Origin of the sequence: Halomicronema sp. CCY15110, assembly GCF_016888165.1 — a bacterium.
In the GTDB taxonomy this organism is placed as follows: Bacteria; Cyanobacteriota; Cyanobacteriia; order Phormidesmidales; family Phormidesmidaceae; genus Halomicronema.
The window spans coordinates 20,563-34,099 of record NZ_JACSWC010000370.1 but is presented as its reverse complement, the minus strand read 5'-3'; the positions used below and the strand labels follow the sequence as shown (position 1 = coordinate 34,099).

At 53.8% G+C, this 13,537-nt stretch carries 6 protein-coding genes; 5 read left to right on the top strand and 1 reads right to left on the bottom strand.

Annotation, left to right across the window (positions count from 1 at the left end):
- The first annotated feature begins 292 nt into the window (after positions 1-292).
- From JUK32_RS17770 to JUK32_RS17750, 5 genes are all read left to right on the top strand, one after another.
- Positions 293-1,891, top strand: coding sequence for a glucose-6-phosphate isomerase (locus JUK32_RS17770; protein WP_204140203.1), 1,599 nt, complete (start codon positions 293-295; stop codon positions 1,889-1,891).
- Between the two features lie 388 nt (positions 1,892-2,279).
- The gene (locus JUK32_RS17765) at positions 2,280-4,808 is read left to right on the top strand and encodes a glycogen/starch/alpha-glucan phosphorylase (RefSeq protein WP_204140202.1); all 2,529 of its coding nucleotides are present in this window, start codon (positions 2,280-2,282) and stop codon (positions 4,806-4,808) included.
- Between the two features lie 257 nt (positions 4,809-5,065).
- Positions 5,066-8,161 carry a GAF domain-containing protein gene (locus JUK32_RS17760; protein ID WP_204140201.1) on the top strand — a complete coding sequence of 1,032 codons (3,096 nt, stop codon included), beginning with the start codon at positions 5,066-5,068 and terminating at the stop codon, positions 8,159-8,161.
- Between the two features lie 41 nt (positions 8,162-8,202).
- Positions 8,203-9,972 carry an EAL domain-containing response regulator gene (locus JUK32_RS17755; RefSeq protein WP_204140200.1) on the top strand — a complete coding sequence of 590 codons (1,770 nt, stop codon included), beginning with the start codon at positions 8,203-8,205 and terminating at the stop codon, positions 9,970-9,972.
- 23 nt (positions 9,973-9,995) lie between these two features.
- Positions 9,996-11,276, top strand: a complete 1,281-nt coding sequence (locus JUK32_RS17750) for a sensor histidine kinase (RefSeq protein ID WP_204140199.1) — start codon at positions 9,996-9,998, stop codon at positions 11,274-11,276.
- A 308-nt stretch (positions 11,277-11,584) separates the two neighbouring features.
- Here the strand turns inward: JUK32_RS17750 and dxs are convergent, their stop codons facing one another.
- Entirely contained in the window at positions 11,585-13,504 is a 1,920-nt protein-coding gene (gene dxs / locus JUK32_RS17745; RefSeq protein ID WP_204140198.1) for a 1-deoxy-D-xylulose-5-phosphate synthase, read from the bottom strand.
- Positions 13,505-13,537: the final 33 nt, after the last annotated feature.

Below are 13,537 nucleotides of genomic sequence, written 5' to 3'. Positions count from 1 at the left end.
GTAACAATAGAACCCTGATGTGGCGCACTTTTCTGCAAATTCAATTGGGGAAATTTTCGGGGCGACGAGCCTTTGCTGCCGCTGCCGGATAACGCGCCGCGATCGCCCCGAGCTTTGGGGAGTCATCGCGGTGGCTGACGGCCTGACAGCTCCCGCCTCACCCCCAACAGAATTGAAAAAGGAGTCTTAAATCTTCTGTCTGCGGAAAAATCATTGGTTATGGTAAAAGCGATCGCCCATCACCTCCGATCAGCTACACCCCAACGAAAGCAGTGCAACTTGAGGATTCTCCATGAATGCCACCGAACTCTGGCAGCGTTACGAAGACTGGCTGTATTACCATGCCGAGCTTGATCTCTATGTCGATATCAGCCGCATGGGTTTTGATGCTGCCTTTGTCGACAGCCTGACCCCCAAGTTTGCAAAAGCCTTTGCCGACATGACGGCGTTAGAGGGGGGCGCGATCGCTAACCCCGACGAAGAGCGGATGGTCGGCCACTACTGGCTGCGCGACCCTGACCTGGCACCCGACGATTTGGGCCAAGAAGTGACCACCGTCCTCGACGAAATCGACGACTTTGCCCAGCAAATTCATGCGGGCACCATTAAGCCAGCGGAAGCAGACAAATTCACCAGCATTCTCTCCGTGGGCATTGGCGGCTCCGCCCTCGGCCCCGAATTTGTGTCCGAAGCGCTCGCTCCCATCAACCCCATGATGGATATTTACTTTATGGACAACACCGATCCCGCTGGGTTGGATCTGGTGCTCGATCGCTTGGGCGATGACTTGAAAAGTACCCTCGTGCTGATTACCAGCAAGTCGGGCGGCACCCCCGAAACCCGCAACGCGATGTTGGAGGTCAAGCACCGCTTTGAAGATCTGGGACTGGATTTTCCCTCCCACGCGGTGGCCATCACCATGATCGGCAGCAAGATGGACGAGCTGGAACGGATGGAGGGCTGGCTCGCCGAATTTCCCATGTTCGACTGGGTGGGGGGCCGCACCTCTGAAATGTCCGCAGTCGGTCTGCTATCGGCCTCGCTGTTGGGCATCGACATCCGCTCCATGCTTGTCGGCGCTAAGGAAATGGATGCCGCCACCCGGGTCGCTGATTTGCGCACTAATCCGGCGGCGCTGCTGGCCTTGGCCTGGTATCACGCCGGCAACGGCCAGGGTGAAAAGGACATGGTGATGTTGCCCTATAAAGACAGTCTCTTGCTGTTTTCCCGCTATTTGCAGCAGTTGGTGATGGAGTCTTTGGGCAAAGAAAAAGACCTGGATGGCAACGTCGTGCATCAGGGCATCGCCGTTTACGGCAACAAAGGTTCCACCGACCAGCACGCCTATGTGCAGCAGCTCCGAGAAGGTGTTCCTAACTTTTTTGCCACGTTCATTGAAGTTTTGAAGGATCGCGAAGGGCCATCCATTGAGGTCGAACCCGATGCCACCTCGGGGGACTTCTTGAACGGGTTTTTGCAGGGCACGCGGGCCGCGCTCTATGACAATCAGCGGGAATCTATCACTATCACCATCAACGAGGTGACACCCCGCACCGTGGGAGCGCTGATCGCGCTGTACGAGCGGGCCGTGGGGCTCTATGCTTCGCTCGTGAATATCAACGCCTATCACCAACCTGGGGTCGAAGCGGGCAAAAAAGCAGCGGCGACCATTCTCGACTTGCAGCGCCGCATCTTGGACGTGGTGCGATCGCTGGATCAGCCCCTACCATTGGCCACCGTGGCAGAAACAGCTGGAGTCGCCGATCAGGTGGAATCGGTGTACAAAATCCTGCGACATTTGGCGGCCAACGATCGCGGCATCACCCTGGAGGGCGATCGCCGCTTCCCCTCGAAACTCATCGTGACGGCCCAGGCAGCGTCAGAGTCTTAAATTTTGCGGGTGAATTTGCCGCTTTCCCGGGAAGGGCTGAGAGCATGAACAGTCGATAGGGAAAAAGTCAGTGCTATCCAGTCTTTATAAATTGTTATGAAATCAGCTGAGGTGCCACGATCAATTGCTACCGTGGCAAAAAAATAGCGTGGCTAATTCTTGACAGTCTTTGATGTCCTCAAGCTCGGTGGCCGCTTGTGGGTAATCCTCGCCCCCTGCCCCCGTCAGCGATCGCCGTCCGTGGCCCCAAACTTTTTATAACTGCATGACTCTCATCCCCCTTTAAAACTGAAAAGTTGATGTGCCGTCTGGCACAACGATCAGACCCAATGCCTTAATTAGCTTTGTTTTCCTAAATCTTGTCCCAACCCTTGGAGGAACCTGAAATATGGTGACTGCTGACTCTTTAGTGAATTGTCCCATTACGATTGAAGACGATCGCACTGGCCTGAGCGTAGAAACCCTGCGCCGCGCCTTAACGGACCACCTTTATTACATTCAGGGCAAACTGCCCGAACATGCTTCTCGCAATGACTTTTATTTGGCCCTGGCCTTTGTGGTGCGCGATCGCCTGATGCCCCGCTGGCTCTACTCCAAAAAGAACTACCTGGTGCCCGAGACCCGTATTGTTTCCTACCTTTCAGCGGAATTTTTGCTCGGCCCACACCTGGAAAATAACCTGATCAATCTGGGGATTCAGGACGAAGTGCGGCAAGCGGTTCAAGAATCGAACCTGGACTACTCAGCCCTGGTTGATCAAGAAGAAGAGCCCGGTTTAGGCAATGGTGGCTTGGGTCGCTTGGCCGCCTGCTACATGGACTCCCTGTCCAGTTTGGAAATTCCCGCGATCGGCTACGGCATCCGTTACGAATTTGGCATCTTTGACCAAGATATTCGCGACGGCTGGCAGGTCGAGATGACCGACAAATGGCTTCAGTTTGGCAACCCGTGGGAAATCGCTCGCCCCAGCTTTGCCGTCACCGTCAAGCTCGGCGGTCACACTGAGCCCTATGTGGATAACCAAGGGCAATACAAAGTTCGGTGGGTGCCAGCCCAAATCGTTAAAGGCATCCCCTACGACACCCCCATCACGGGTTACAAGGTCAATACGGTCAACACGCTGCGATTGTGGAAATCGGAAGCGCCCGAGTCCTTCGATTTCCAAGTCTTTAACGTGGGTGACTACTACGGTGCGGTTGATCAAAAGATCGTGTCTGAGAATATCAGCAAAGTGCTCTATCCCAATGATGAGCAAGTGCAGGGCAAAGAGTTGCGCTTAATGCAGCAGTTCTTCTTCGTCTCCTGCGCGCTGCAAGACATGATCCGCGTTCATCTGACCAGCGGTCGGCGGCTCAACACCTTCCACGAAAAGTTTGCGGTGCAGCTCAACGACACTCACCCTGCGATCGGCGTGGCCGAACTCATGCGACTGCTGATCGATGAGCACGACATGGCGTGGGACAACGCTTGGAACGTCACTAGTCGCTCCTTTGCCTTTACTAACCACACCTTGCTGCCCGAGGCCTTAGAGAAGTGGTCGGTGGATCTATTTGGGCGTATCTTGCCCCGTCACCTCGAAATCATCTATGAAATCAACCGTCGCTTTTTGGATCAAGTGCGGGTGAAATTCATGGGGGATGAAGGTCACCTCGAACGGCTATCGCTGATTGATGAAAGCGGCAGTCGCTCGGTGCGCATGGCGAATCTCGCCTGTGTGGGCAGCTACTCCATCAACGGCGTGGCGGCGCTGCACACCGAACTGGTGAAGTCCACCATTCTCAAGGACTTCTACGAACTGTCTCCTGAAAAGTTCAACAATAAAACGAACGGCGTCACTCCCCGGCGCTGGCTAGTGCAGGCGAACCCTCGGTTATCTAACCTGATTAGCAGCAAGATTGGTGACAGCTGGATCAAGCATCTCCATGAGCTGCAGGGTCTGGAACAGTATGCGGATGATTCGGCGTTCCGTCATGAGTGGCGGCAAATCAAGCTGTCCATCAAGCGCGACCTGGCCGAGCACATTCAGCGTCGCACGGGGATCACGGTGAATCCTGAGTCGATGTTTGATGTCTTGGTCAAGCGCATCCATGAGTACAAGCGCCAGCACTTGAAGGTGCTACACATCATCACGCTGTACAACCGGATCAAGGCCAATCCGAATGCGGATATTACCCCGCGCACCTTTATCTTTGGGGGTAAAGCGGCTCCGGGCTATACGATGGCGAAGTTGATCATTAAATTCATCACCTCCGTAGGAGACGTGGTGAATAATGACCCGGACGTGCGCGATCGCCTGAAGGTCGTTTTCCTGCCCGATTACAATGTCACTTTTGGTCAGCGAGTGTATCCTGCGGCGGAACTGTCCGAACAGATCTCCACCGCTGGTAAAGAAGCCTCCGGCACCGGCAACATGAAGTTCTCGATGAACGGGGCGCTCACCATTGGCACGTTGGATGGTGCGAATATCGAAATTCGCGAAGAAGTTGGGGCGGAAAACTTCTTCCTGTTTGGCCTCAAGACGCCGGAAGTGCAAGAACTCAAAGCTAACGGCTACAACCCTTGGGACTATTACGACAGCAATGACACGCTGAAAGCCGTGCTCGATTTGGTTGCCCACGGGCATTTTTCCCATGGCGATCCACAACTCTTCCGACCCCTGTTAGATAATCTTCTGCACCATGATCCGTTCTTGGTATTGGCTGATTATCAGGCGTACATTGATTGTCAAGATCAGGTCAGTGCGGCCTACCGCGACCAGGACAACTGGACCCGCATGTCGATTTTGAATGCGGCCCGGACGGGCAAGTTTTCCAGCGATCGCTCCATCAGTGAGTACTGTGAAGACATTTGGAAGGTCAAACCTTTACCTGTCACTGTGCCGGAATACGACCAATCCCAAGCCGCGCTGAAGGTGTAAAGCAGATAATTCTGTTGCACGATGAGCGGGCTAGATTGGTCTAGCCCGCTTTTTTGGTGTTTGACGAAATTGCCGTCCCTTGAGGTGGAAACCCTCAGCAGAGGTAGGGGCAGTGTCCCCAACCTGATTAAAGGTCTAGATAGTTTGTGTGGTATTCCTGAACTCTCAGTAAGCTGATGGTATAACTGGCAACAATCAAGCTCTGGTATGGCAAATGGGCAAACTATGACCAGGCTTTTGCATAGAGGGTAAAACATATGGCCGGGGCGGCTTGGAATACAGTTGGTAGCACTGCTTGGTTAGCGCAAGCCCAGAATGCTTATATTCCCCATGGGCATTGCTATTTATGGCAAACCCCCTTAGTCACGCTGCATGTGGTCAGCAACCTGTTAATTGTTCTGGCCTATTTCTCAATTCCCATCATGCTGGTCTATTTCGTGCGCCGCCGCCGCGATACGCCCTTTACGCCAGTGTTCTTGCTCTTTGGGGCGTTTATTGCGTTATGTGGCATAGGGCATTTACTCGATATTTGGGTATTGTGGTTTCCCAACTATTGGGTGGCGGGTACAGCGCGGGCGTTGACTGCGTTCATCTCTGTGGTGACGGCGCTCAAGCTGGTGGAGTGGATGCCGCAGTTTTTGGCGCTGCGATCGCCCCAAGAGCTGGAAAATCTCAATCAACAGTTAAAAGCAGAAATGACTGCCCGCCAAGACTCTCAGGAGACGCTGCACCGCCTTGTAGAAGGGACGGCGTCGGCCACCGGAGCAGCCTTCTTCGCCGCGCTAGCCAAAAATATGGCCCAAGCCCTCAAAGTGAACTGTGCATTTATTTCGGAATATCAGTCGGCAACGGACACCCTGCAGGCGCTGGCCGTGTGGGGCAATGGCCAAGTCTGTGGCAACTTTCGAGTGGCGCGGCAAGGCACCGCTTGTAGCCAGGTGATCGCCACGGGGCAGCCCCATTATTGGCCGGAGGCGATTCAGACCGAGTTTCCCACTGCTCGCCTGTTGACTGAGGCCAACGCGGAGTCTTATCTCGGCGTGCCGTTACTGACTGATACGGGTGAGGTCATGGGGACGCTCTGCGTATTGCACGATCGCCCCTTACCGCGTCCTGACGAAGCCGAAGCGATTATGAACATTTTTGCCGCGCGGGCGACGGCTGAGTTGCAACGCCAGCAGGCCGAAGCCGAATTGCGCGCCACCTATGCGGGCATGGAACAGCAGGTCATTCAGCGCACGGAGGAACTGAGCCAGCGTAACGTGCAACTGGCCCAAATCGCCCAACAAGAACGAGCCACGTCGCTAGTGCTGCAACGGATGCGTCGCAGCATGAAGCTCGACGTAATTTTTCGCAGCACGGTCAAAGAGGTGCGCCAGGCGATTCAGTGCGATCGCGTCATCGTTTACCGATTCCAACCGGACTGGAGTGGTGAGGTCATCGCCGAGGCTGTCGATGCCCCGTGGCAAGCCCTGTTGCAAAAAACCGCTGTCGGCCCTTGGCAAGAGCAATTGCTGCAACAAGATCAATGTATTCCGGGTCGTTTAGCCGTCGATGCGACTGCGATCCGCGATACCTACTTGCAAGAAAGCCAGGGGGGCATTTACGCCCAGGGCATTGACTACATCGCGGTGGAAGATGTTTATGCCAAAGGATTTAATGACTGCTATCTTGACCTGCTCAAAGCCCTGCAAGCGCGGGCCTATGTCATCGTCCCGATCTTCTTAAACGATCGACTATGGGGATTGCTCTCTTGTTATCAAAACGATGGCCCGCGCCAGTGGCAACCGGGCGAATGTCAGATGCTGGGGCGCATTGGCATCCAACTCGGCATCGCGATCAAACAGGCCGATTTATTTGCCCGCACTCACCAACAAGCCCAAGCACTCAAGGCCGCCAAAGAAGAATCCGAGCGGGCCAACCAGGCTAAGAGTGAGTTTTTGGCTAATATGAGCCACGAATTGCGCACCCCGCTGAATGCGATCCTCGGCTTTTCTCAATTGCTCCAGCGCAATGATCATTTGCCTAGTCGTCAACAAAACTACGTCGAGATCATTAACAACAGCGGCGAACATCTGCTGGGGCTGATTAATAATGTGCTGGAAATGTCCAAAATTGAAGCGGGTAAGTTCCAGCTCAATCCAGAGGAGTTTAACCTATGGCGGTTGCTCCATACGCTGCAAGATATGCTGCGGGTAAAAGCCGACAAAAAAGGCTTACAGCTAAAACTCGTCATCGCGACGGAGTTACCGCAATATGTGCTGGCGGACCAAGGCAAATTGCGGCAGATTCTGCTCAATCTCCTCAGCAATGGCATCAAGTTTACTCAGTCGGGGTATGTGCAGCTCACGGCAGCAGTCGCAACCCAGGCTATCGACCGTGAGCATCCCGAAGCGATCGTCCTCCAATTCACCGTGGAAGATACGGGCATGGGCATCTCAGCCGAAGAAATCGACGCTTTGTTTGTCCCCTTTCAGCAAACCCAATCGGGTCGGCAATCGGGCCAGGGTACCGGGCTTGGCGTCGCTCTCTGTCAACAATATGTGCAGGAGATGGGGGGGAATCTCAACGTGACCAGTGAGTTGGGCCAGGGCAGCTGCTTCTCGTTCACGCTCCAGGCGACGCCCACGATGACGCCAGCCCTCGCGGAGGAACCGCAAACTGAGCACGACGTCATCGGTCTTGCCCCTGGACAACCCCGGCTGCGTTGCCTGGTGGTCGAAGATAATGCCATTAACCGTGTGCTGCTACTCGATGTGCTCACCCCCCTCAACTTTGACATCCGCGAGGCCCCCAACGGTGAAGCAGCGATCGCCCTGTGGCAAGATTGGCAGCCCCACCTGATTTGGATGGACATGCGGATGCCCGTGATGGATGGCTACGAGGCCACCCGCCGCATTCGCCAGTTGGAACGCGATCGCCAACTCTCGCCCACCGTCATCTTGGCCCTCACCGCCACCGCCTTTGAAGAAAGCCACACTGATATTGTGGCCGCTGGTTGTGATGCAATTCTGCGCAAACCCTTCCAATCGAAGGATCTCTTTAATTTGATGAAAACCCATCTGAATTTGCAGTATTGCTACGCCACCGACGAACCCACCCTCATCCCGGCTGAGGCTGAGGCGACCAACGCCGCTGCCGTTGTCGCTAGCCTGTTCAAGATGCCGCTAGAGTGGCGTGATCAGTTACGAACAGCCGCTACCCGCTGTAGTGATACAGAACTCCGCACCTTAATAGAACAAATTAATTCAGACCATGCGATATTGGCGGAGAAACTCTACCAACTTGCAGATGTGTTCAGATTCGACCAAGTTCTAGAGTTGTTGGGAAGATCTGAAGAGAAAGTGAAATAGCGATGCATTGCTGACTTGAATTGTCGCCCTGAGAAAAATTAATGAGTACGACCCTGCAGAAGACTTTGGCTGCCCCGTTACAGGCCGATATATTGATTGTCGATGACACCATCGAAAATATCGCCCTCCTATCCGAAATCTTGGAGACGAACGGTTACAGTGTCCGCAAAGCTGTCAACGCCGCCATGGCCAAAACTGCGATCGCGGCGATGTTACCCGATGTCGTCCTCCTCGATATTTGTATGCCCGAAGTGGACGGCTACACTCTCTGCCAAGAACTCAAAGCCGATGAGGTGACGGCTGACGTTCCCATTATTTTTCTCAGCGCCTTAAGCGATGCCTTTGATAAGGTCAAAGCCTTTGATGTCGGTGGCGTTGACTACATTACTAAACCCTTTCAAATGGCTGAGGTATTGGTGAGGGTGCGCAATCAGGTGCTGGCCCGGCAGACCCTGTTGACGCTGGAGCAAATCATTAAAGAGCGGACCAAAGCCTTGCAAATCGCGAACGCTCAACTCACCCAGGCGGCCTATCATGACCAGCTCACAGACTTAGCCAACCGATCGCTGCTGATGGAATCGATCGCACGTCTGCTGGAAGCCGTACAGACGGATCCCGACTACCGGTTTGCGGTGCTGTTTTGCGACTGCGATCGCTTCAAGCTGATCAACGATTCGTACGGTCATTTTGTCGGCGACCAGGTACTCATTCAGGTGGCCGGGCGCTTAAGCCAGGAGTTGGGCACAGAAGATGTTTTGGCCCGGTTTAGTGGCGATGAGTTCGTCGTCTTACTGCCCCAAGTGGAGTCGCAAGCAGCCGCGATCGCCTGTGCCGAAAAGCTCATCAAGGCCATTCGCCCTGGTTTTCACCTGCCCCATGGCGAAGCCTTTATTAGCCTCAGTGTGGGCATTGTCTTGAGTAATCCTGTGCAACATCAGCAGCCCGAACACATTTTGCGCGATGCTGATATCGCCATGTACAACGCCAAAGCCAACGGCAAAGGCTGCTACAGCATCTTTAATCCCATCATGCAGCAGGCCAGCATCGAACTTTTGCAAGTCGAAGCCGACCTCAATCGCGCCATTATCGCCCAAGAGTTTCAGCCCTACTATCAACCCATTGTCGATCTCACGACGGATCAACCCATCGGTTGCGAAGTCCTCATACGGTGGCAGCACCCAGAGCGTGGCCTACTCTTGCCCCACTCATTTCTGTCAGTGGCCGAAGAAACCAGCCTGCTTTTACCCATTGGCAAACAACTGCTCGAAGCCGCCTGTCAGCAACTGCGTGAGTGGCGTCAGCAGGGCAAAGTGAGAGAAGATTTTTACCTCGGCTTCAATCTGTCGGTGTCGCAAATTACGCAATCTACCTTGCCCGAAGAATTAGAACAACTCCTCAACCGCTACGGCTTGTCGCCCCAGCATTTAAGGCTCGAAATCACTGAAACTGCTCTCTTAGATAATGCTTTGGCTACCGAAGTGATTAGAGCCTTGGCCGAGCGAGGCTTTCACCTCTGTATTGATGACTTCGGCACCGGCTATTCATCCTTTAGTTATCTGCACAAGTTGCCAGTTAAAACCTTGAAAATCGATCGCTCTTTTATCAATCGATTATCGCAAAAAGATCGCGACTTTCAGATCATCTCAGCCATCCTCAGCATGGCCAGCAGTTTAAATATGATCACGGTTTCAGAAGGCATTGAGACCCCCGAACAGCTACAGTTACTCAAAGGTTTGAACTGTAATTCAGGGCAAGGGTATTGGTTTGGTAAACCTGCATCAGCCGAGCAAATGATCCAGCAGATTTCTTGAACTTCGAGGTTTAATTAAGGGCGATGGCAGGGGACGTAGCAGACAGCATTTTGATCGTGGATGACGTGCCCGAAAACATTCAGTTATTGTCTGAAATGTTGAAGGAGGAAGGCTTTGCCGTGCGGCAAGCGGTGAGCGGCAGTATGGCCCTGATGGCAGTGCAGGCCAATCTCCCGGATTTGATTTTACTTGACATCAACATGCCAGAAATGGACGGCTATGAGGTCTGTCGTCGCTTAAAAGACTGCGAGGCAACCCGTGATATTCCGATCATCTTTTTAAGTGCGCTCGATGCTGTTGCTGCTAAAGTCAAGTCGTTTGACTTGGGGGCGGTAGATTATGTGTCTAAGCCCTTTTCGCAAGCCGAAATTGTTAGTCGCATTCGTACTCAGCTAGCCATTGCTCAACTCAATCAGCAGCTCGTCAGTCAGAACCAAGTTTTGGAGACTGCTCTGCAATATTTGAAGGAAAATCAGGCCGAGATTATCCAGCAAGAAAAAATGGCGGCGTTAGAAAATCTCATTGCCGGGGTCGCCCATGAAATCAATAATCCAGTCAGCTTTATTTCTGTCAACCTGTCCCACGCACAGGATTATTTTCAGACTTTGAAGCAGGCTATCCAGCAATATCGCGCTGCCACACCGACGGCAATTCCTGACCCAGAGGCAGAAGAAATTGACTTTGCGCTTGATGATTTGCCTAGTTTGATGAGTTCCATGCAAGTGGGAGCTGAGCGTATCGGCACGATTGTGCAGGCGCTCAAAACCTTCTCGCATCATGGCGAAGCGGGGGTGAAAGCAATTGATTTGCATCAAACTTTAGATAGTCTCTTGATCTTGCTCAAACCGCGTTTGCGGCCAAGCCATCAGCGCCCAGAAATTAGGGTTGATTGTCACTACGGATCGTTGTCGCCGGTCGCTTGTGAGGCGAAACTCATTGGGCAAGTGTTTTTAGATTTGCTGGAGAATGCGATCGACAGTATTGATGCCCTGTGGGAGTCACCCATACCGGATGACGATGCGCGTGTGATTCCGTGTATCACGCTCCAGACGCAACAGCTCAACCCCGATCAAGTACAGATTACGATCGCTGACACCGGCTGTGGCATTCCCGACGAGATTCAACATCGGGTGTATGAGCCGTTTTTTAGCACCAAGCCAGTCGGAGCCAAAGGGTTGGGGCTGGCAACGAGCTACCGCATTGTGACTGACATTCACCATGGCACCCTGACTTTTAGCAGCGCTGTGTCTGCAGGTACCGAGTTTGTGGTGACCCTGCCGGTCACCCAAGCTGGTTTCGCTTGATGTGTTTTCGGCGATGGCTGGTATCCTGCTGCGGCAATAGGAAGGGCACGTCAGGGGCGATCGCTCACATGGCTCAACGTGAGTTCGACGAAACGTTGAAAATTTTCGCAGAGTCCTCTGAATTTGCAAGATTCTCACCAGGGCATCAGGGTTTGAAGCCTTTCTCCCTTCGGGAGAGAGGTTTGGAGAGAGGGCAAAAAGCGTCAGTCGAATTGACGTTGCTCAAATTCTCAAAAATAAGGGGGCGATCATCTCGCCCCCACTTGCCTGATATCGTTGTGAGTCTGATGCTCAGCGATCGCCGACCACTAGGTCTTCTGCAAAGTAGTGGCCGACAGCTCTGACATCTGGAACTTTTCGAGAATGGTACTAGCCATTTGGGACGGGGTCAGGCCCAACGCGGCCTTAGACTGATCTGGAGTGGCATGATCCACCAACACATCGGGAATACCCAGCCGGACAACTTGAGCGGGCACCTGCGCATCCAACAGAGCCTCCGCGACGCCAGTTCCAAAGCCCCCCATTGTGCAGCCTTCTTCCATGGTGACGACTCGGCCAATCTGCTTCGCCAACGGCAAAATCAGCTCTTCATCAATCGGTTTAGCAAAGCGGGCATTCACCACGGTCGCTTGGACGCCGTGTTCGCTAAGAATTTCAGCAGTCTGCATGGCGGGATATACCATCGAGCCGTAGCCCAAAATCAACACATCGTCACCACTTCGCAGCAGTTCGGCTTTGCCGATGGGCAGTGCCTCCCAGCCCTCTTCCATCAGCGGGGCACCGACGCCATTGCCGCGTGGATACCGCATTGCGATCGGACCATTGGTGTAGTCGATGCCCGTCACGATCATGCGCTGGAGTTCGGCTTCATCCTTCGGAGCCATCAGCACCATATTGGGGATCGATCGCAGATAGGCAATATCATACATGCCCTGGTGGGTGGGGCCATCAGCGCCGACAATGCCCGCGCGGTCAAGACAGAAAAAGACAGGCAGCTTCTGAATACAGACATCGTGAATAATCTGGTCAAATGCCCGCTGCAAAAAGGTGGAGTAAATTGCTGCGACGGGCCGCATCCCTTCCGCTGCAAGGCCAGCCGCGAGGGTGACAGCGTGCTGTTCGGCAATGCCCACATCAATGTACTGCTTGGGCAGCTTGTCCGCCAGAATCTCGAGCCCGGTGCCTGTCGCCATCGCCGCCGTGATGCCCACGACCTTAGGATTGTCGGTCGCAATTTTGGTCAGAGTGTTGCCAAAGACTTTGGCATATTTGGGCGGCTTCGGCTTGTTCGAAGGCTTGGCTTTGCCCGTGGCTAGGTCAAACGGATTCTGCGCATGGTAGCCGACTTGATCTTCTTCCGCGATCGCATAGCCTTTCCCTTTCACGGTGGCCACATGCACCAGCACTGGCCCTTCAATCTTGTGCGCTTCGTTAAAGGTATTGATCAGTTCACCCAGATTGTGACCATCCACTGGTCCCATATAGGTGAAGCCCAACTCTTCAAAGACTGCCCCGACTTTGGGCACCGCCAACCGCTTCATCCCTTCTTTCACGCGGCTCAGTTCGGGAGTGAGAGAATCCCCCACAAACGGCAGATGCTTGAACTGCTCTTCCAAATTATCAGTGAGGAACTGCATCGGCGGGCTGAGGCGCATCTTGTTCAAATAACGGGGGATGGCACCGACGTTCGGCGAAATCGACATTTCATTGTCGTTCAGCACCACCAGCAAGCGCGTATTGGGCAGGTGCCCCGCATGGTTGATGGCTTCTAAGGCCATGCCCCCGGTCAGTGCCCCATCGCCAATAATGGCGGCAACTTTGAAATCCTCGCCCTGTAAATCGCGCGCCAAGGCCATCCCCAGAGCGGCTGAGATACTCGTTGAGGCGTGACCCGCACCAAAGTGGTCAAACGGACTCTCGGAAAGTTTGAGATAGCCCGCTACCCCGTCTTTTTGCCGCAGGGTATGAAAATCGTTGTAGCGTCCTGTGATGAGCTTATGGGGATAAGCTTGATGGCCCACATCCCAAACGACCTTGTCATGATCCAGATCGAGCGTTTGATACAGTGCCAATGTCAGTTCGACGACTCCCAAACCTGGCCCCAAATGGCCGCCGCTAGTGGCGACCGTTTCCAGGTGCTTCTCGCGGATTTGTCGCGCCATCTGCTCTAGTTGATGAAGGGACAAACCGTGAAGCTGGTTCGGGTGAGTTACGTCACTCAAATGCATAGCGAGATACCCTCAGGTTTACGTAGGTAACGT

Coding starts and splice junctions, on each gene's coding strand:
- JUK32_RS17770 (WP_204140203.1), top strand. CDS start 293: ATGAATGCCACCGAACTCTGGCAGCGTTACGAAGACTGGCTGTATTAC.
- JUK32_RS17765 (WP_204140202.1), top strand. CDS start 2,280: ATGGTGACTGCTGACTCTTTAGTGAATTGTCCCATTACGATTGAAGAC.
- JUK32_RS17760 (WP_204140201.1), top strand. CDS start 5,066: ATGGCCGGGGCGGCTTGGAATACAGTTGGTAGCACTGCTTGGTTAGCG.
- JUK32_RS17755 (WP_204140200.1), top strand. CDS start 8,203: ATGAGTACGACCCTGCAGAAGACTTTGGCTGCCCCGTTACAGGCCGAT.
- JUK32_RS17750 (WP_204140199.1), top strand. CDS start 9,996: ATGGCAGGGGACGTAGCAGACAGCATTTTGATCGTGGATGACGTGCCC.
- dxs (WP_204140198.1), bottom strand. CDS start 13,504: ATGCATTTGAGTGACGTAACTCACCCGAACCAGCTTCACGGTTTGTCC.